This is a genomic window from Paenibacillus sp. NAIST15-1 (assembly GCF_001894745.1).
GTDB lineage: Bacteria > Bacillota > Bacilli > Paenibacillales > Paenibacillaceae > Paenibacillus_B > Paenibacillus_B suaedae.
This window is the reverse complement of the sequence record NZ_BBYF01000005.1, coordinates 15,922-34,860: the sequence shown is the minus strand read 5'-3', so window position 1 is coordinate 34,860 and position 18,939 is coordinate 15,922. Positions and strand designations below refer to the sequence as shown.

The 18,939-nt window shown below is 44.1% G+C and carries 21 protein-coding genes; 4 read left to right on the top strand and 17 right to left on the bottom strand.

Features of this window, described 5'->3' with window-relative positions:
* Positions 1 to 2: 2 nt before the first annotated feature.
* The 5 genes from PBN151_RS13185 to PBN151_RS30730 form a co-directional block, all read right to left on the bottom strand.
* Entirely contained in the window at positions 3 to 401 is a 399-nt protein-coding gene (locus tag PBN151_RS13185) for a BlaI/MecI/CopY family transcriptional regulator (protein WP_072729322.1), read from the bottom strand.
* 274 nt (positions 402 to 675) lie between these two features.
* Positions 676 to 834 (bottom strand): hypothetical protein, encoded by a 159-nt coding sequence (locus PBN151_RS31255; protein ID WP_175560700.1) that lies wholly within the window; start codon positions 832 to 834, stop codon positions 676 to 678.
* A gap of 143 nt (positions 835 to 977) precedes the next feature.
* Positions 978 to 2,720: a Rieske (2Fe-2S) protein gene (locus PBN151_RS13180; RefSeq protein WP_072729321.1), complete on the bottom strand. Its 1,743-nt coding sequence runs from the start codon at positions 2,718 to 2,720 to the stop codon at positions 978 to 980.
* A gap of 224 nt (positions 2,721 to 2,944) precedes the next feature.
* A complete protein-coding gene (locus PBN151_RS13175) occupies positions 2,945 to 3,127 on the bottom strand; it encodes a DUF4177 domain-containing protein (RefSeq protein WP_072729320.1) in 183 nt (60 codons plus the stop codon).
* Positions 3,128 to 3,305: 178 nt separating this feature from the next.
* Positions 3,306 to 3,614: a hypothetical protein gene (locus tag PBN151_RS30730; RefSeq protein ID WP_227774633.1), complete on the bottom strand. Its 309-nt coding sequence runs from the start codon at positions 3,612 to 3,614 to the stop codon at positions 3,306 to 3,308.
* A 57-nt stretch (positions 3,615 to 3,671) separates the two neighbouring features.
* Here PBN151_RS30730 and PBN151_RS31250 point away from each other — a divergent pair, with 57 nt between their 5' ends.
* Positions 3,672 to 3,821, top strand: a complete 150-nt coding sequence (locus PBN151_RS31250; protein WP_227774631.1) for a hypothetical protein — start codon at positions 3,672 to 3,674, stop codon at positions 3,819 to 3,821.
* Positions 3,822 to 3,841: 20 nt separating this feature from the next.
* The gene (locus tag PBN151_RS13165) at positions 3,842 to 4,960 is read left to right on the top strand and encodes an alpha/beta fold hydrolase (protein WP_072729318.1); all 1,119 of its coding nucleotides are present in this window, start codon (positions 3,842 to 3,844) and stop codon (positions 4,958 to 4,960) included.
* Positions 4,961 to 5,394: 434 nt separating this feature from the next.
* Here the strand turns inward: PBN151_RS13165 and PBN151_RS13160 are convergent, their stop codons facing one another.
* From PBN151_RS13160 to PBN151_RS31910, 11 genes are all read right to left on the bottom strand, one after another.
* On the bottom strand, positions 5,395 to 5,859 hold the full coding sequence (locus PBN151_RS13160; RefSeq protein WP_021252308.1) for a MarR family winged helix-turn-helix transcriptional regulator: 465 nt from the start codon (positions 5,857 to 5,859) through the stop codon (positions 5,395 to 5,397).
* A gap of 65 nt (positions 5,860 to 5,924) precedes the next feature.
* Positions 5,925 to 7,385: an alpha/beta hydrolase family protein gene (locus tag PBN151_RS13155; protein ID WP_072729317.1), complete on the bottom strand. Its 1,461-nt coding sequence runs from the start codon at positions 7,383 to 7,385 to the stop codon at positions 5,925 to 5,927.
* 449 nt (positions 7,386 to 7,834) lie between these two features.
* Positions 7,835 to 8,215 (bottom strand): hypothetical protein, encoded by a 381-nt coding sequence (locus tag PBN151_RS13150; protein ID WP_072729316.1) that lies wholly within the window; start codon positions 8,213 to 8,215, stop codon positions 7,835 to 7,837.
* A 579-nt stretch (positions 8,216 to 8,794) separates the two neighbouring features.
* Positions 8,795 to 9,613, bottom strand: coding sequence for an ammonia-dependent NAD(+) synthetase (gene nadE, locus PBN151_RS13145; protein WP_072729315.1), 819 nt, complete (start codon positions 9,611 to 9,613; stop codon positions 8,795 to 8,797).
* A gap of 18 nt (positions 9,614 to 9,631) precedes the next feature.
* Positions 9,632 to 10,246 (bottom strand): nicotinate (nicotinamide) nucleotide adenylyltransferase, encoded by a 615-nt coding sequence (nadD, locus tag PBN151_RS13140; protein ID WP_072729314.1) that lies wholly within the window; start codon positions 10,244 to 10,246, stop codon positions 9,632 to 9,634.
* A gap of 16 nt (positions 10,247 to 10,262) precedes the next feature.
* Positions 10,263 to 11,747 carry a nicotinate phosphoribosyltransferase gene (locus tag PBN151_RS13135; RefSeq protein ID WP_072729313.1) on the bottom strand — a complete coding sequence of 495 codons (1,485 nt, stop codon included), beginning with the start codon at positions 11,745 to 11,747 and terminating at the stop codon, positions 10,263 to 10,265.
* The gene (locus PBN151_RS13130; RefSeq protein WP_072729312.1) at positions 11,740 to 12,315 is read right to left on the bottom strand and encodes a cysteine hydrolase family protein; all 576 of its coding nucleotides are present in this window, start codon (positions 12,313 to 12,315) and stop codon (positions 11,740 to 11,742) included. The genes PBN151_RS13135 and PBN151_RS13130 overlap by 8 nt, the downstream gene beginning before the upstream one ends.
* A gap of 152 nt (positions 12,316 to 12,467) precedes the next feature.
* A complete protein-coding gene (locus PBN151_RS13125; RefSeq protein ID WP_072729621.1) occupies positions 12,468 to 13,244 on the bottom strand; it encodes an NUDIX hydrolase in 777 nt (258 codons plus the stop codon).
* A gap of 208 nt (positions 13,245 to 13,452) precedes the next feature.
* Positions 13,453 to 13,731, bottom strand: a complete 279-nt coding sequence (locus tag PBN151_RS13120; protein WP_072729311.1) for a hypothetical protein — start codon at positions 13,729 to 13,731, stop codon at positions 13,453 to 13,455.
* A 293-nt stretch (positions 13,732 to 14,024) separates the two neighbouring features.
* Positions 14,025 to 14,420: an acetamidase/formamidase family protein gene (locus PBN151_RS31915; RefSeq protein ID WP_227774692.1), complete on the bottom strand. Its 396-nt coding sequence runs from the start codon at positions 14,418 to 14,420 to the stop codon at positions 14,025 to 14,027.
* Between the two features lie 51 nt (positions 14,421 to 14,471).
* Positions 14,472 to 14,783, bottom strand: a complete 312-nt coding sequence (locus PBN151_RS31910) for an acetamidase/formamidase family protein (RefSeq protein ID WP_370510418.1) — start codon at positions 14,781 to 14,783, stop codon at positions 14,472 to 14,474.
* Between the two features lie 403 nt (positions 14,784 to 15,186).
* On the opposite strand from PBN151_RS31910, the gene PBN151_RS13110 reads away from it, so the two are divergent.
* A complete protein-coding gene (locus PBN151_RS13110; protein ID WP_072729310.1) occupies positions 15,187 to 16,002 on the top strand; it encodes a DUF6492 family protein in 816 nt (271 codons plus the stop codon).
* A 150-nt stretch (positions 16,003 to 16,152) separates the two neighbouring features.
* The gene (locus PBN151_RS13105) at positions 16,153 to 16,971 is read left to right on the top strand and encodes a YheC/YheD family protein (protein ID WP_072729309.1); all 819 of its coding nucleotides are present in this window, start codon (positions 16,153 to 16,155) and stop codon (positions 16,969 to 16,971) included.
* A 561-nt stretch (positions 16,972 to 17,532) separates the two neighbouring features.
* On the opposite strand, the gene PBN151_RS13100 is transcribed toward PBN151_RS13105, so the two are convergent.
* On the bottom strand, positions 17,533 to 18,927 hold the full coding sequence (locus tag PBN151_RS13100) for an aldehyde dehydrogenase (protein WP_072729308.1): 1,395 nt from the start codon (positions 18,925 to 18,927) through the stop codon (positions 17,533 to 17,535).
* Between the last annotated feature and the right edge of the window lie 12 nt (positions 18,928 to 18,939).

Sequence of the window (18,939 nt, the reverse complement as noted above, 5' to 3'; positions counted from 1 at the left end):
GATCAGTCTTTTGAATCTTTAGATTCTGTTCCTTGCTTCTCCAGCAAAATTTGCTGCAATCGCTCAATCTCCTGATTTGATAGCTGGGTCTCCTCCAAAAAATTGGTCATCATCAATCCAGCTGCGCCATTGAAGACTCGGTTTAAAAAAGAACGGCTTTCCGCGCGCACGCACTCTTTTTCCGGAATTAGCGGATAATACAGATAACTTCTTCCAGATTTCTGGTAACCCAGCGCTTTTTTCTTCATTAGCCGGTTGATGAAGGTTCTGACCGTCTGATCGCTCCAGTCCGTGCCCTCCGGCAAATGCTGCACAATTTGCTCGGCTGTCATCGGGTTTTCCCGCCAAATGACTTTCATGATCTCCCACTCAGATTCCGAAATCTTGGGCATTTTCTCCATTGTTTGTCCTCCCTTCTTATCTTAGATTAACTATTACATATGTAAATATAACCGATACATGCAACTATTACAACTGTAAATTTAATTTCATTCCTCTTAAACTGGTAAATATCAATAAGCGCTGAAAAAGAAACTGGCTTCTGTGCCGGCCTACTTTGGCAAGCAACTAATTATCGAATTAAAAAAGCCAAGACGGAAATTATCCGTCTTTGGCCCTTAAATTGTATCTATTCCTATTTATTAATTTCGTATCTTGTATTTTCAAATGCATTCCTCATTGGGTATTTTCCACATCCGTATCGGCAAAATTTCTCCAAACTCCAATATCCTCTAATTCCGGGATTACTTTTGTAAATTCGCAGCGATCTGGCACCACTACCTTTTCCTTTGGTTCAGTCCAGACAAAAGCAATTTTCTCATAGCTTGAAGACATGTATCAATTCCTCCTTAGGTTCAATGAAACTGCTTCCTCGCTATAGTTATAGTTATCTTAGTTCAATAAACCATCGGCAGTATAGAACTTTATTGATCCGGTCTAAGACTGCCGATGGCTTTATACTCGGGTCAGTCTAACACTCATTCTTCTTCGAACAATTTCTCTCCTCGATGGAGCCTCCATGCGATTGTCGCCGTATGAGGAGTCTCACGTGAGGTAGGAGCATGCGCCGCTAAATAACGGGTAACCGCAAGAATCAGTGTTTCACGGGCTTTCTCTGCGAACGTTCCCGACTCGGAAGCCCAGCGGTCATATTCTGCTACGGCCGCCTCGTACATCTGGAAGGAGTGGAATTCCGCATCCTCTCGAAGCAGCGCATGCCCCAATACATTAAATAAAGGCTCCGGCTTCCCGCCGCTGCGCAGATACCGGATTACCCATTCCGCTGCCGGCGCCACCTGTTGCTGCTTGTCGAGAATCTCAAGCAGCTCGGCGGGCTGCGGCACTTCCTTGGTCTTACCAGTTGCAGACGGTCTCGGAGCCGCAGGGATGTTCAAAAACCGATCAAGGTAAATCGTAGCTGCTGTATGAAAAATCCCACGAACCAACCATGGGTCGGCGGAACGGATCAAACCTTCGTGAACAGCGTGAGCGTGCGTAAACGTGTGCAGCACCGAAATCCAGTCTCCGAAATCGTTTTGCATATGAAACCGGACAACCCGTTCAGCCGCTGCCAATGTGGCAATTTGCGAGATTCGAACCGGAGAGGCGCCATTGAGTAGAGCTTCCTTCAGCATGCTAACCGTCCTGAGCGGATCGTCTCCGAGTAGAGCTAGGAGCAGCTCCTCTTCATCGATGCCAGATTCCTCCCTGCTATCAGATGCAATCCCCTTATTAGATAGCTCCTCGAACGCTTCTTTTAATGGCTGAACCAAATTGATCGGAGACTGCCAGCTATGAAGCTCTTCGCTTCGAGATGCGCTTCCAAACATCGGAACGAGTGAAGCAAGGACATAATTACGCTGCTCTTGCCCGACATACTTCAAACTCTCAAATGCTTTATTATGAAAATCCAGTGTATGGCCTCCGTTAATATAGAAGTGATCCGTTGCCGCCATGCTCATCATTGAGAATAATCGCTTCTCATCCGCCCCTGCCTTCACGAGGGTCAGCAGCACCCTTTCCGCGCCTTGCGTATCCCGAACTTCGATGCAATCACGATACCATTCTGTTAACCGTTCTTCGGAAACGCCCGTATTAGGGAGTGAATCGAGCAAGAAGCGGGTTCCACTTCTGGCAAAGTCGCGTGCCGTATGTAGCAAGCCTTGAAATAACGCAAGAATTCGACCTTGTTTATCAAGCTTAGGTAGGATGTTGACCATCGCGGTCAGGATCGTTAATCCAGATCCCCACCCTTGCCTGCGTTGTTTGACTCCTATTTCGATCCCGATTGCAGCGATTTCCGTCTCAGGAACGCCAGCTTCTATTAATCCGACTACAGCTTTGGCGATGACAAGTCCGATATTTTGCTCAATACCACTCAGAAGTCGGTCTTTATACCGTTGAACTTGATTGCCGTTCCGGGAATTCGGGTTGACCCAAATGAATCCGTCATTAACGGTTATATCGTGCACAGGTACATCATCCGCCCAAGGGTCAAGCGTTCCTCCACAACATACGTCAAACCGCGCATGATGCCAATGACATGTCAAAATTCCATTGCACACACTTCCCATGTGAAGCGGAAAACCAAGGTGAGGGCACCGGTTGTCAAGCGCATGCACTCTATCCTCGTGATAAAAAACAACGATGCCACCCTTGATTAGCTTCGATCCCCGTTCTCTCAGCTCATCTACCGTACCAGCCTGAATCCAACCATTCATGAAAACGCCTCCATTTTCAATATCAGATGACTCCCATATTTAGGATATCTTATTTCCAACACTTTTGAAACATATTTGTTTAGAAAGTCGATATTATTTTTTCTATGCCTTAGGTCATAACCTTTTTCCCTAATGGAATTCTCACCATCTGTTGGCTGGAATTCTTCAATATATAAAAAAAAATAGACTATCGAACAGCGATAATCTATTTCCCTCTTAGCTATTTATGCTTTTTTCTCAAAGATGATTTCGAAACTCAGAGTACACGCTCCATGATATGGTGGGATAACTTGAACTAAGCGCCAGCCGTCCTTAGCATGTTTGTGGATGATCTCTTGCACCTTAGTTTCTACGTTTTTTTGCGACGACAACCCAATCTTTACTTTCTCAAAATGATACGTATACATGTATGTATCCTCCTCGTGAGCCCCCTGCTTGATATACTCAGTCTAACACTTTATTTTTCAGTCTAGTACTTTCATTTTTTTACATTGCTGTTCACAAACAAGGGTACCTTTGAGTCGTTTAACAGCATAAAATATGTTTCATTAAATGGTTAATGTAGTCTACATCTCATATTTTCACTTATGAAATTCGGTCAAAAATAAACTTTTGCATTTGATAAGCAAGGTCAATCGCATGTTCATCCTTGCCATGTTGTAAAGTCCAGTGCAACAATACCATGGCGTTTGCCGCATACAAGCGGGCCAGATATTCTATTGATACAGCTGGTGCCGTAAGTTCCTTTCCCAGAAAGGATAAACAAGTTTGATATAAAATCTTCTCGAATTCCACATGCAAATCCGCCGAAGGTACATGTACGTTTAACAGTGTGGAAATTACGGTATTTTGCTTAACCGTTTGTTCGACGATCATTTCGATATCTTCAGCCACATTGTCTTGTTTCATGGAGTCAAAACGCCGCAATATTTCTTGCTCGAATGAAGCTGCATGCTGTTGAACAAGTTTCTCCAGAAGATCGTATTTATCGACAAAATGGCTGTAAAAAGTGGATTGGCGTACATATCGTTCGATTTCGTACGCAATGAACTTTTTTGCTTGTTGCTGGGTGAAGCCCCTTCCAATAAGATGGCCTTGTAACAACGCAAAGGAGGGATTGTATGTTTACACAATATGTTGCCAATGAACAATTCAATTTGCAAATCAACCGTTTTTTAAATGATTTTTATCAGGAAGACGAACGGGCAAACAGCGATTTGCAAGGAATAATTCCAAGATTGAAGGATATGAACAGCTGGTATGAATCTTGGCTGGAATATGCGGTTATGCGGGAAGAACGCCAGGATTATGATCTGGCTTCCGTCTATTATCAGGCTGCTGAGTTTTATCTGAATCCGTCGAATCCGGCCAAAGAGAATATGTATCAAAAATACCGCGAGACTTTCTACAAAGGTTTCCATGATTTTGACTATAAGTCCTATCAAATTCCGTATGAACATTCCTATCTGCCAGCGATTAAATTGGTAACGCCCGGCGCCAAGCAAACGCTGCTCGTATTTGGCGGATATGATTCATACATGGAAGAAATGGTTAAGATGATGAACTTCATAAAAAGAATTAACTATCATATTATTGTCTTTGACGGTCCGGGACAAGGTACGGCGCTTAAAAACGGCTTGAAATTCATTCATAACTGGGAAAAGCCGCTTGCAGCGGTTATCGATTACTTTAAGATCGATCGCGTAAGCATCTTGGGAGCTTCATGGGGCGGTTATTTGGCGATGAGGGCCGCCGCTTTTGAGAAGCGGATCGATAAAGTGATTGCGTTCAATATTTTCTATAGCGGTCTGGATGCATTGAAGATTCGAATGCCAGAAGATGTCTGGAACAAGCTAAGCACGCTTTTGGATGCCAATGAAGCTGATCAAGTTAATGCCATGATCGAAAACATGATGAAGGACAGCATCGATTTGAGCTGGAAAGTCATAAAAGGAATGGAAAACACGGGCGAGAAAACGCCGTTCGCTATGCTCAAAAATTTCGAGAAGCATACGATGGCCGGGATCGGCTCGTTTATCAATCAAGATGTATTGCTGCTGGCCGGAGAGAATGACCAGTATGTTCCGATCAGCCGACTGCCGCAAATTCAAAATGAACTATGCAATGCGGCGTCTATCACGACGAAGGTGTTCACCAAGGAAACAGGCGGCGAGCAGCACTGCCAGGCAGGACATCGCAATTTGGCTTTCAACGAAATGATCAAATTTTTGCAAGAGTAATGCCGGATTCACCTAGTGTAGGATGAGGCAGCCTTATATAGGGCTGCTTCTACGCAGCATATCATGCAGATTAGGAAAAAATTGCTCTTAAAAGCAAGTCGTTAATAAATCCTTTCCCACGAAAATTAGGAATGACACCTATATAATGAATCGTCCCTTACATACAATAGGCTGGATAAGTCCCACAATCTCTCCATTATAGTAGGCTAGTTCCACCATTCTTTTTCGTATTGAAAATATTCTTCGTCTACTTTATAAATGTCGTCCACGAGTTCAAGATGACTCTCCGGTGTGATGTGTTTTTTACCCTTAAGTTCATTAAACCCTGCTTCCTAGCTACAATGAAAGTCTATTGACTGATTGATGTTAATTCTATTAACAGGCGGACACCCTGCTCCGAAGGAGGAAGCTGTTTTGAAACAATAACGTTCTTACTACAACTCCTCCTGCTTCTTTGCTTGCATTTTCGATATTTTGACCAATTTCTGAAGAGTACTATGAACCGCTTCGAGGTCATCCATGCTCACCTTGGAGTAATAATCTCTTACCAACAACTCATCGATTCGGTGCAACAAAGCGGAATATTCCAGACCGCGTTCCCCTAATCGGATCAGCGCTTCCCTTTTATTTTCCGGATTCGTCCAGCGAACGATCATTTTTTGTTCCTCGAGTTTGGGCATAACGTGGCTGACGGCACTCATCGAGACGTCCAAATATAAAGCGATTTGTCTCGCCGTTACGGGCTCATTACGGACGATATAGTACATAATGAACTCCTGCTGCGGGGTCAGGTGGAAATGTTCCAGTTGTTTCGCTTCCGCTACCTCCCTTTGAACGATCGCCGTGAATTGCTCAAAGGCTTGATTGATTTGTTCTACTATTTTAAGATAATCTTGCATCGCCGCACCTCAATCAATAAAGTTACCTGTAGCATAAAAAAGTATTTCGATTTCGTCAAATCATACTAGTTCTTCTTTTTATTCGCTTCATAGTCATAAAACTGATTTACATGCTCCTCTTTCAACAACAAGGGATCAAGCTCTTCATTCTTAACATAATGATTAAAGTAAGCTACAATGTAGCGATTCATCACTTGATGAAATTCTTCTATATCGATCCCCTTCGACAACAGCGGCGATAAAAATGGAAAATCGGAAAAAGAATAATGATCTCCGGCATTAAAAATAAGTTGATAAGTATCTGCCCTAATTCCCTCTCTAAAGTGATGATCCGCAAGCTTTTTAATTTGACTATGATATTGCCGGAATTGCTCTGGCGTGATAGATGTATATTTAATTTCCTCATCGTCTAAATCCAGATAGTCTTTATTCAAAATAAACATAAATGGCTGGTCGAGCCCTTTGCTTGCTACCGGTTCATGCAATGGGCCGTCTATGTTGACCCCCGCCAAAATTCTTGCATCGTCCAATAACAACTGAGCAGCGGTTGAACCCCCGTAGGAGTGCCCCAAAATACCGATTCGTTCCATGTCCAGTTTGCCGGTGAACAGACCTTCTGGATCCCGTTCATTCAATAGCGTCAATTGATCGAGGACATACGTCATATCTTCCGATCTTGCCCTCACATTTCGTTCATCTTCAATCGTAAAGGAATACGAATAAGCATCAGCTTTACTCATGGCTTCCCGCCCATCGGGAAATTGCGTAAAGGCCGCATCAATCATATGATCCACACTGACAACGATATAGCCATGGCTGGCCAGTTCCTCCATTTGAGAAAAGCTTTGCATTCTCGTGCTGCCAAACCCATGGGAAAATAACAGGATGGGGTATCGGTCTTGCAGATTGGACACGGCAATATCTTGTATGCTGTTGGTTCGGCCATACTTGAGATAGTCAAAAATAAATCGGGGCGTAGAAAAAAGAAATTCCATAGTGCCTGCCCATTCTGCATAGGGAAAGGATTGGTAACGGATAGGTTGTATGTCGTCATTGATTTCGGCGGGATACCATATTTGGATCATGAGCTCTTTTCCTACTCGCTCCGGCAAAGCGGCGTTCGTTCGAGATTCTTCAAGCAAGTGTCTAGAGCTCATCCCCACTTCGAACGATCCAGTTGGCTTGGGAAGCTGGAATACGGGAATCATTGCTACAGGAGCGACGCTGCCGATCGCATACAGAATGAGCAGCAAGGCGTATAAAAGCTTTTGTGCTTTCCTTTTTTTTCTGTTCTCTGTTTTATCTTTCCTTCGAAAATATAGCATAAACGTGACTACAGTCAGAACAACAAACAAAGTATAGGTCACCGCCATCTGCCAGCGATAACCTTCTGCTGCCAGATGAAGAGTTAACAGAGCGAATGCTGCTATATTGGCACTTATTTTGATTTTGGCATCCGCCCTGAGTGAAAAAGAAAACAACCAAGCGATATGAACAAATATCAGAACTCCTTCAAACAACCTCACTCATTTCATCTCCTTTTTAAAATAAAGTAAATCTTTCTAAGCAACCCTCTTACAAATTAGTTTACTTTAGTAAAGTAAACTATAATTCAATATTATCTATTTATTTCCTGTTCGTCAACCTGGAAAATCACGATGGCCCACCGTGGCGTAATCCGATACATAGAGGTCGTATTCCATTCGCATGAATCTGGATCACCATAACGCTCAAATTTTTTTGTGTTTTCCAAACCACCTTATACGGCAGACTTTCACAACGGCAATCATTCAGTGTGGTCGAGACATTTTTGCAGTCATAATCTCTTACACGCACACGCTAGACTAAGTTTTAAAGCAAAAAAAGCAACAGACATTTTGGCCATGTCCCGTTGCTTTTTTTTTGTTGATTGAACTTATTTATTTTTCTTTTTTAATTGCCAAATCAATCGATTTCAGTTGTACTTTAGAGTTGATTACAACTCAAGAGATATCCATGAATCATCATTTATTCTTTTAGTTGTGCTATCTTGTTTTATCAATTTACCATTTTTATCAAATGCACCAACCCAAAATCTGTATTTATGACCACTGTCCACATAGGTGAGATGCTTATTATCATTATTTTCCCTGTTAAAATATTGCCGGTCGGTATCTAAATTCCTGATGGAAATCTCATACCAAGCAGCACCGGGTACGTCGTTCCATACAATTTTGGCCAGTACCCTTTCTGCGGCTTGACTCACTGCTTTTGCCTCAACAGCAGAGGCTTGAAGCGGCTCCGCAAGAACTGCACCAGAACTAGCAGAGAACAACGTAGTTGCTGCAAGGATTGAAACAGAAAGCTCTTTTAACATAGTATTACCTCCCAAAAGAATTTTGAGGCGGAAAGGAATCTGGGATGTTGTTCTATGTATCATTTTACAATTCAAACATGCTGCCAACTAGGGGAGCGTTATGACATGATTCACTGAATTTTTTTACTATTTTTGGGTTATACATCTAGAATAGGAAAATCAACATTTCCAAATGTAGCGGCATAGCTGGTTCACCATGAAACTTAGAAGCAAGGTGTTCAATATTTCAATACTTGGCAACGACAGAAACTTTATACTGATTGATAAACCATCCTAACTAAAGGTGTTTGGTGCAGTTGATTAACTATCGTTCCTCGTTAGTCACACATGCGGGCAATCAGAGTATCTCGGAAAACACCTATATATAATTTATACAAATTTTTAAGCTATTGTTAATAATTCTTTTATAAAAAAAAATAGAGGAGATTAGCTCCTATATTGAACTAACCATCCTCTATTTACGTTACTACAATTAACTAAGTCTAACGCTTTATTTTCTAGTCTAGCTTTCATTTTTTCACATCAAAGCGCCTTTCGAAAAAGAGGCTCGTACCTTAATAGACCCAGTAGTCTATTTCCTTATTTCCACCATTGGTCGAATGGGGTTACTGGCAGCTCCCGTTTGTGTTGTGTCACCGCGTAGCGGGTTTCAATATTCACCTTCGCGTCTGGAGCAACCTCGTTGCCGACTAGATATTCATCCAACAACTCATATTCCAAACCTAGTTCAGCTTCATCAGCTTGTTGCGGCTTATTGTCGAGAAGATCTGCTGTTGGCGTCTTCAGATATAGACGTTCCTGTGCATGCAGCTCGATCAAGAGTTCACGCCCTTGACCTTTCGTCAGTCCAGCCAGCGGGAGAATATCAGCTCCGCCATCACCAAATTTGGTATAGAAGCCAGTGATTGCTTCTGCGGCATGATCGGTTCCCACAACAAGGCATTGATGCTCGCCTGCCACAGCATATTGTGCAATCATACGCATTCTTGCCTTCACGTTCCCTTTATGGTAATCCGAAAGGGCCCTTCCGTCAGCACCCTTATATGCTTCTGCCATAGCATTTACAGGAGTCTCAATATTGAATGTCAGCGTATCATCAGGCTTAATAAACTGCAAAGCAAGCTGAGCATCGTCCTCATCTTGCTGTGTCCCATAAGGCAGACGGATCGCAATAAATTTGGCTTCATAGCCTTCTGCACGAAGCTCTTCAGCCGCTAATTGGGTTAATCGTCCAGCAAGTGTCGAATCCTGCCCACCGCTAATTCCTAACACAAATCCCTTCGCTCCCGTTGTGCGGCAATACTCCTTAAGGAAATTCACCCGATTACGAATTTCTTCCGCAGGCACAATTGTGCGGTTTACATGCAATGCGTTCATGATTTCGATTTGCTTATTCATATCCCGCTTCCCCTTTCATTATTTGTATAGGTGATTGATTTGAATGTAATCGTAAACCTGATCAGGAACCAAGTAGCGCGGCTCTCCGCCCATTTTGAATTCGTCTCTGATATAACTAGAGCTAATCTCCATTGCCAGCCCTTTGTCGATCAAATGAAACGTGTGGCCATCATCTGCATTCCGAAGAATTGGAGATTTGCTAATGGCCGACAGCATATTGATGCCGTCTCTTGCCATGACAATGAACTTATTTTCACGAATTAGTTCCTCTGCCCGCTTCCATTTCCCTTCACCGATATCGACGAGCAGATCAGCACCCATGATGAAATACACTTCGTCATTCGGATATTTCGCTCGAAAATGCTTCAAGGTTTGGTACGTGGCAATTTCCCAGCCAGGTTGATTCATTTCAAAATCGTCTACTTCAAATTTGTCGTTGCCCTCAATCGCAATCCGAACCATGCTCATTCGATGTTCATCCGACACATTCATTTGTTTATCTTGCCGCTTACTGGAACAAGGCAGGAAAATCACCTTGTCCAGCTTGCAACGATGCGCTACGGTGCTTGCTGTCCAAAGATGGACATTCGTAATCGGATCAAAGGATGAACCATAAATCCCGATCTTCGCCATCTCATCCAGCCTCCTTCTAAGCTTCGAGATCCGCTTGAACTTTATTACGAACTTCTTCAATCAATCGCATCTTGTTATTCCAACATTCTTGACTGAGGTTAACAGGGTATTCTGCTGGATTGAGGGTGCGTTTATATTCATCCCATAATACATCGAGATTTTCTTTTACAAACTCCCTAATTTCGTTAAGCGTAGGTACATCGTACACCAAGTTGCCATTCTCAAAGATGGTATGATGAAGTTCTCTAGCTTCAAATCCCGTTACGAATTTTGCGATATACGTGTGGACGGGATGAAACATGTGCAAGCGCTGTTCCGACTGCGGTTCTTCATGTTCCAGTGCGATGTAGTCGCCCTCCGATTTCCCATTCGCCTTGTTGACGATGCGGAATACACGTTTGCGTCCAGGAGTCGTAATCTTCTCAGGATTCGAGCTGATTTTGATCGTATCAACCATATCTCCATTTTCATCTTCAATCGAGATCAGCTTGTATACAGCCCCCAAAGCGGGTTGATCATATGCTGTAATCAGCTTGGTTCCAATGCCCCACACATCTATTCTAGCCCCCTGCGTTTTCAAGTTCATGATGGTTTGTTCATCAAGATCGTTTGAGGCATAGATTTTCGCATTCGGGAAGCCTGCTTCATCAAGCATTTTACGGGCTTCTTTCGATAAATACGCTAAGTCTCCACTATCAAGTCGGATACCTTTAAAGTTGATACGGTCACCGAAGTCTTTCGCCACTTTGATTGCCGTAGGGACACCAGATCTCAGTGTGTCATAGGTATCAACAAGGAATACGCAGTCTTTATGCGTTTCTGCATACGCTTTGAATGCCTTATATTCATCTCGATAGGCTTGAACCATTGCATGAGCGTGTGTGCCCGAGACAGGGATGCCAAATAACTTCCCTGCCCTTACATTCGACGTTGCTTCGAATCCCGCAAGATACGCAGCTCTCGTACCCCAAATCGCGGCATCCAGTTCTTGTGCTCGCCGAGTTCCGAACTCCATGCAATGATCCTCACCTGCTACTTGCTTAATTCGAGATGCTTTTGTTGCAATAAGGGTTTGATAATTAACGATATTAAGTATCGCAGTTTCAATTAGCTGTGCTTCCGCCAGTGGTGCTTCAATTCGCATAATCGGTTCATTCGCAAAAACCAGTTCCCCTTCTTTCATCGAACGAACGGTTCCTGTGAAACGAATGGTCCGAAGGTAGTCTAGATATTCATCGCTGTACCCTTCTTCCTGAAGATAACTCAAATCACTATCAGTAAAGCGGAAATCATACAAATAACGAACGACCCGCTCCAAGCCTGCAAAGATCGCATATCCGTTCTGGAAAGGAAGCTTGCGGAAATATACTTCGAACACTGCTTTACGGTTATGCATGCCATTTTGCCAGTAGACCTGCGCCATATTAATTTGATATTTATCGGTATGCAGCGCGAGACTGTCATCACCATGATTGAATATCGGAAGCTCAACCTTATTCATTATCGTTTTCCTCCTTTTTGACTACTGCAGCTCCGAGCGAACCCTTGAAATGTCTGAGTGCCCATACATGACCTTCGGCATCAAAGCTTGCAACGGCATCCTCATGAACGACAATATCGAAACCTTTATTGTAAGCATCTACTACGGTGTGGAGTACGCAAATGTCCGTACAAACGCCTACTAGATGAAGTTCATTTATCCCTCTTGCTCGAAGTAAAAGCTCTAAGTCTGTACCAGCAAATGCACTGTATCTTGTTTTGTCCATCCAATAGACATTATTAGCGTCTTTATTTGCTTGATACAGATCCTCCAATTGACCGAAAAGCTTCCGACCATCGGTTCCCTCAATGTTGTGCGGCGGGAACAGCTTCGTTTCCGGATGGAATGCGTCATTCTCCTTATGAATGTCGATAGCGAAAACAACGAAATCACCACTTTGAATAAACGCTTTCGTAATTTCAGTCATTCGCCCTTCAATCGCTTGCCCTGGTGCTCCGCAAGTCAATGCCCCATCCGCAGCAACAAAGTCCTTTGTATAGTCGATATTAATGAGTGCTTTCTTTTTCATTGTGTACTCCTCCTTTAATTTAACTATTCCATAATTGTTAATTGTTATTGCAAAAAAGAGTAGTGACAATAAAGTTAGAATAGCACTTCACACCTCGACTTCGAAATGCTATTTCCTTTAGTCACCATCTTATTGTAATCAGCTAACATCCATCACATTCTGGTATGGTAAATGGATTTGTTTAGATCCATTTCGACAAATCGGTACAACTGTGTCGGTCGTTTCGATGTTCGGGTAGTCTTCTTCCCTACAACCTCTTGGATAAAGGGCAACGATTTGATCTTTCTTGCAAATGCCGGTTCCGACGCAATTGCGGAATCATCTGTGACCGTAAGGAGAACGGCTTGCAGCTCCGAGTACGTGAATTCTTCGGGCAGAAACTCCTTGGCGACAGTCGTTTCGAGAAGCTTCTGGCGAATCACATGAATCGCGTCTGCGATGATTTGTGCGTGATCAAAAGCAAGATCGAGATTCATCACCTCTTTTACCGAGAACAATTGAACATCTGAGGCATCATCATTTGCCTGTCTTTGGGACAGCTTGTGTTCGGGAACAATCGCAAAGTGTGCATTTGTGATCATCCAGCCCCGCGGATCTCGTCCTGGTTTATCGTATACACCATAATGTTCAAGATGAATGTCCTCTACTCCTGTTTCTTCTTGCAGCTCACGTTGTGCACTTTCATAGGCAGTCTCATTGGGATTGACGAAGCCACCCGGCAATGCCCACTTCCCTGCTTCGATATTTGGCTTTCCTTCACTGTTTAGCATACTCCGCTGAATGAGCATAATTTTGAGCTCCATCTCAGGCGGTTTGAATTCTTTGATGGTAACAGGCACTATCGTAAATACAGCAATATCTGATGTATAGCCATCTGGCGTTCGATATTGTTTGACATCATATTGATCTAAGGCCTCTTTGTTTGACATGCTAAGCACAACCTTTTCTCTCTTTTAACAATTACCAATGTGTTAATTGTATAATACGAGTAATTCAACCTTTTGTCAACCTATATATTCCATGTTTTTAAAGACTCTTATACTAACTAATTTTGCGCAAATAAAGAGCCTCCTTTGGGGGAGGCTTCTTTCAAAGTTTCATGTCTCAACACGGTTATATGTATGGTTAAACCATTGTTTACAAACTAAAAAAGACACCATTTAATAAACCATAAACAATAACTTTGTCTCCATTAACGTTATAAAATGAGAACTTAGAGAAGAAAATATAATTATCTCTTTCCATTCCCAGAAGCTTAAAAGCAACAGATGCTACAAAGTGATTTGCATCTGCTTTCTTACTCACATAATTAGTAAAGTCGTCTTTATTCGGATTCGTAACGGCTAAGATGATCAGTAATACACCGACAATAACGTATTTTAGCGATGACTTCTTTTTTGTTTTTTCTTCTGTCATGATTGTACAATCCCCTATTTTCTATATTTTATACATTACGAGTGTAAGCACATCTAAAATACTATCGAGCATTCGTTCTTTTGTAAATATTAACTTTTTGTTGTCATCATCACCATTTACATAGAAAGGGCAGCCGATCGTTTGGTCGGCTGCCTACGTGCGTGTTTTTATTGCACTAGAGTTCCTCAGTTATCGTCATCATTAACATGATATCGGATACGTTTAATATGTGTTATGCGAACCTCGTCCATGAGCGCAGCGTTTGGGACACATCGGCACCATCGAGAATCATCCTATGCCACCTCGTATTCCACGGCCTGGCCCAGGAGAAGGCTTGCTTCCGAGGCAGTCAGGCCGTAGTCTTTCGTCAGCATAGCCAGCATTTCCGTCGTTGCATGCTGAAGTGCTTGATCAAGCGGCCTGGCGTTGCCAATGCAAAACCAGTGAGTGTCCGATTCGCCTCGCTGCCAACCGATCGTTTTCCCCTTCAATACCTGAACAGTGAAACGGACGTCGAGCGATATTTCCACACCGTTGCCTGCAATCTCCCCACAGCCTTGAATGGCATGCCCGTCCCCAAGATGGAAGAGCGCCCCCTCCGCAAAAACCGAAAAAAAGACGGTAACACCAACTACAAGGCCTTTATAGTCCATATTCCCACCGTATTCCCCGCTCGTTGCCGTTGAAATCGCCTGATCTTTCTGAGGAGCAACGCCAAAGCAGCCCAGAAACGGGCGCGCTTACAGCTTCAATCCGGCCAAACCGGACGTCGGATTTTCCAAAACAACCGAAGCTTGCTCAGCGTCCACAGACCAACGCACAATGTCGAATGGCGGCAAAGCTGCGGCAGCTATTGGGTCGACGACGTTCCGCGCCAGCACGTTGAACGTCCAGCCCCAATCCCGGCTCGGCACCATCGACTCAAGCCGTACGGCAAGCGTATCGCCGGGCTGCGCCCCTTCCACATAGAATGGTCCCGTCATCGGATTTCTACGCCCGGCGACGCTCTCCCCTCTGTAGTCTAAGCCTCTGGCGTCTACTGTGGATGTCACGACGGAATCGCCGTCGGCAATTTTGAGTACGGCTTCGTGCGCCCCTATGGTGTTATGGTAATGCTTGGGTTGGAAGTGGTGTACAGCGATCGTTTCGCCTCCTTTAGATCGAGGAATTTTCCTTGGCTTTCACATTGCTTAAGAGCACCGATAATTTCGGTATTTTGAGTATATGTGCAACCGCTAACAGCATGCAACCGTTAATGGTCGTTTCCTGGGGCTCTCTGCTGCGACACCTGCCACAAAATCCAATCGGGAACGTTATCCAGGGCGAGGTCAATCTGATGGATGCAGCCCAAAATACACGGAGTCATGGTTGAAAAAAAGCTGTCGACGGGAAAGTAAGGGGGCAGCAGTCCCAACCCAAAATGATCGGCTCAGCATATTCTGACGTTAACCGACTATGAAAAGGAGCGGATTCTCATTGGCCTCGAACTCTGATATCAAAATCGACGTCGTCATTCCGGCCATCGACAAAGATTTGGACACGCTTCCCTATGTGATCGACGGTGTAAGGAAATACGTGCGGCATCCCATCGGCCGGATTTTCGTCGTGGCGCCGAACAGCCCCAAAATCAAAGCCATCTGCCATCTCAAAGGCTGTGCCTTCATTCATGAAAGTACGGTTCTCCCCTTGCAAAAAAAACAGATCGCGTACCGTTCTAAAAGATGGGAGAGATCCGGCTGGTTATACCAGCAACTGTTGAAACTCGGCAGCAGTTCCGTTGTGAGACAGAGGCATTTCTTGGTTATCGACGCCGATACCGTGTTGATCCGGCCGCACCGGTTCTACGCCGACGGCAAGCAACTGTTCTATTGCCGAAACTGGAGCCAGCCTGAATATTTCGTCACCTATCGCAAGCTACTTGGAACAAAAGCCCCACGTCCCCGTTCTTACGTGACGCACTACATGTTGTTCGACAAAACGAAGCTGCGGTCGCTCAAGAACAAAATCGAAGCGAGGCACGGAACGAAGTGGTTTAAAGCCATTCTGAATAGCGTCAACCGAAAAAAGCAGTTCGGATTTTCTGAATTTGAGACGTACGGAAATTACGTTTATTCCGTTCACCCCGAGAAAGTTCGACTCAAAAGCGCGCTCAACAAAAGTCTGTCGACCAGCCCATCCGCTCTGTCGGGATCTGCCGTCGATAAGCTGGCCCAACGCTACCGATCGCTGTCTTTTCACAAAAGAAAGAGTTACACCCGAAGCGCAAAGTAGCCGGATAAGCCATACGCGAATTAAGCTGGCTTCAAACTCTCAGATGAAGCCAGCTTTCGTTTGTGCCCAAATTTCATCTCCATCTCCACATTTGCCTGAATCCGGGGGGGATAGAGTCAGCATATATTACATGGCAGGAGGTGCCGAAGCTTGAAAACATACGCTCGAAAGAACGTTTTAAGCAAATGGCTGAAAACAAAGGCCATTTTGAAAGACCCGAAAGTCCGCATGCTGGTGCCGGAAACCCGCAGAATGAACGAAAAATCGCTTGGCAAGATGCTTCGCCGCTATTCCATGGTTTACATCAAACCGGAAGCGGGCACTTACGGCAACGGAGTCATGCGTGTAGAACAAGGCAACGACTCCTATTCGTATCAAGAGAAAGAAAAGAAGCGCGTGTTCGATTCGTTCCCTTCCATGTATCAATCTATCGTTCGCAACAAACCAAAACGCCCTTATTTGGTTCAGAAAGGAATCCATCTCTTGAAATACAAGGGCCGCCGGTTCGATATCCGCGTTATGGTCCAACGCAATCGCAAACGCGCTTGGGAGATGACCGGTATGATCGGACGGGTCGCTCACCCGAGGAAGATCGTGACGAATTACCATTGCGGCGGCAAACCAACGGAAGTTCGGACGTTGCTGAAGCCTTTTGTTTCCGGAGAGAACCTGTCCAAAATCGAGAAGACCCTTTCCAAAGCCGGATATGACGCCGCCAAAGCTCTCAGCCGCACGTATCCCGGACTCAACATGGTCGGCGCGGATATTGGCCTGGACAACCGACTGCGCCCTTGGATCATCGAGCTGAATACGAATCCCGACCCTTATATATTCCGGCACTTGGCCGACAAGAGCATCGCCCGCAAAGTGCTAAGTTACGCCAGAGCATTGAAGCGTATCCCTAAGTCCAAGTCCAAGCCGAAGCGGTATAGCAATCGATCCCTTTCAAATAAGCCTTTACAACGATAGCAGCATCCACTACGATCGACATGGTGAAAGGCACAATGATTATCGAACATGGAGACGAGGCGGCTAAAACTTGCAGTCTCCCTGTTTCTTTTTTCTCGCCCTCTACGCCGATTCTCTTCTGATGTCGGTAAGTTCCACCTGCTCTGCCGTCACCGTACATAAGAAATCGCCGCTCATTCCTACAGCACAAAAATAAAGACTGCCAATAGATAGGCAGTCTTGTGGTCGGTCTATACTTCTAAAGCGATGTAAACTTTACAATTTCATCAGAAGGATAGATGGTAACTTTCTGTTCTTTGCTTCGTAAAGCGATAACTTTCATTGCATATGCGACCTGTTCTCCTGAAATAGAACGATATTTTCTTGCAGACCCCACAAGCAGAGAGTTTACCATTTTCAAAAGTATTTCCCCAACCTTTTCCCCTAACCGAAATTCATCGCGGTTCCCTCCCTATGAAACCCGTTGCTCCTACCACTAATGCTGACCGTTTCGCTTCCATGTTCATCGATCCCATCCTTGCTACAATCCTAATGATACCTATATCGGTAAGAAATAAAATTCTAACGTAGGAACTTTTTGACCAATCTCAGTTTCTTCTCATTGTAAGGAGGCAAAATAAAACTGGTATCGATTATTGTGGTCTTCTTTACAATGCTCTTATGATGTGAAAAAAGGTCGAAACTATATTTCCCATGATAGGCGCCTATGCCTGAATTCCCCACGCCACCGAAAGGCAAATGACTATTCGCAATGTGAAGAATCGTATCGTTTACACAACCGCCACCAAAGGAAACTCTACGCAATACCTCTTCCTCACAATTCTTATCCTCTGTGAACAAGTATAAGGCCAATGGCTTCGGATGCTCTTGAATGGTGTGAATGGCATGGTCCAACTGATCGTATTCCAAAATCGGTAGAAGCGGCCCAAAAATCTCGTCTAACATAACCGCATCAGACCAAGATGCTGACTCCAGTAATGTTGGTTCGATATACAACTTCTCTCTTACAGATTTACCGCCATAGATTACGTTATTTCGATCTTTTTCCAGAATTGAATTCAATCTATCGAATTGGCGCTCATTCACAATGCGGCCATAGTCTTTACTGACCATCGGATCTTCTCCATAGTAATTCACGATGACCTCTTTCATTTTTGAAATGAGAGCGTCTTTGACTTCCGAATGTACCAACATGTAATCTGGCGCAATGCAGGTTTGGCCTGTATTCATAAACTTGCCCCATACAATTCTTTTCGCTGCTGCATCTAAGTTCGCAGTCTTGTCTACAATGACGGGGCTCTTCCCTCCAAGCTCTAAGGTTACGGGAGTCAGATTCTTGGCAGCAGCCTCCATCACAATCTTTCCAACCTGTACACTTCCCGTGAAGAAGATATAGTCAAAAGGTGCATGAATAAGTGCTGACGTTATTTCCTTCTCCCCTTCTACGACGCGGATGTAGCTATTATCAAAGATCTCGTGAATCATTTCATGAACGACTCGCGTTGTATGAGGTGTATGTTCTGAAGGCTTAAGTACCGCACAATTTCCCGCAGCAATTGCACCAATAAGAGGCTCGATCAGCAATTGGAACGGATAATTATATGGCCCGATAATGAGTACTGTCCCATATGGCTCTTTAATAATGCGGCTTCTAGAAGGCCACAAAGCAAGAGGTGTTTTTACCTTCTGGGGCTTCATCCATTTCTTCACTTGCTTCATTGTGTTCTTCATACTATCCAATACAAAGCCAATCTCCGTTGAATACGCCTCATATTCGCTTTTCCCTAGATCCTGATACAGTGCTTTTGTAATTCGGTCTTCATTACGCTTAATGGCATCTTTTAATTTGCGCAGCTGTTCGAGGCGAAATTGCACAGTATTCGTCGTTCCTTTTTGAAAAAATTCCTTATGTTGCGCTAATATGCTATCCACTTCCAGCTTTTCTATGTGATTCATTCCTTTACACCC

Coding starts and splice junctions, on each gene's coding strand:
- PBN151_RS13120 (WP_072729311.1), bottom strand. CDS start 13,731: ATGACAGAAGAAAAAACAAAAAAGAAGTCATCGCTAAAATACGTTATT.
- PBN151_RS13185 (WP_072729322.1), bottom strand. CDS start 401: ATGGAGAAAATGCCCAAGATTTCGGAATCTGAGTGGGAGATCATGAAA.
- nadE (WP_072729315.1), bottom strand. CDS start 9,613: ATGAATAAGCAAATCGAAATCATGAACGCATTGCATGTAAACCGCACA.
- PBN151_RS13130 (WP_072729312.1), bottom strand. CDS start 12,315: ATGAAAAAGAAAGCACTCATTAATATCGACTATACAAAGGACTTTGTT.
- PBN151_RS31250 (WP_227774631.1), top strand. CDS start 3,672: ATGCTGTTGAACAAGTTTCTCCAGAAGATCGTATTTATCGACAAAATG.
- PBN151_RS13125 (WP_072729621.1), bottom strand. CDS start 13,244: ATGTCAAACAAAGAGGCCTTAGATCAATATGATGTCAAACAATATCGA.
- PBN151_RS13165 (WP_072729318.1), top strand. CDS start 3,842: ATGTTTACACAATATGTTGCCAATGAACAATTCAATTTGCAAATCAAC.
- PBN151_RS13135 (WP_072729313.1), bottom strand. CDS start 11,747: ATGAATAAGGTTGAGCTTCCGATATTCAATCATGGTGATGACAGTCTC.
- PBN151_RS13100 (WP_072729308.1), bottom strand. CDS start 18,927: ATGAATCACATAGAAAAGCTGGAAGTGGATAGCATATTAGCGCAACAT.
- PBN151_RS31255 (WP_175560700.1), bottom strand. CDS start 834: ATGTCTTCAAGCTATGAGAAAATTGCTTTTGTCTGGACTGAACCAAAG.
- nadD (WP_072729314.1), bottom strand. CDS start 10,246: ATGGCGAAGATCGGGATTTATGGTTCATCCTTTGATCCGATTACGAAT.
- PBN151_RS13110 (WP_072729310.1), top strand. CDS start 15,187: ATGAAAAGGAGCGGATTCTCATTGGCCTCGAACTCTGATATCAAAATC.
- PBN151_RS13150 (WP_072729316.1), bottom strand. CDS start 8,215: ATGTTAAAAGAGCTTTCTGTTTCAATCCTTGCAGCAACTACGTTGTTC.
- PBN151_RS13180 (WP_072729321.1), bottom strand. CDS start 2,720: ATGAATGGTTGGATTCAGGCTGGTACGGTAGATGAGCTGAGAGAACGG.
- PBN151_RS13160 (WP_021252308.1), bottom strand. CDS start 5,859: ATGCAAGATTATCTTAAAATAGTAGAACAAATCAATCAAGCCTTTGAG.
- PBN151_RS13175 (WP_072729320.1), bottom strand. CDS start 3,127: ATGTATACGTATCATTTTGAGAAAGTAAAGATTGGGTTGTCGTCGCAA.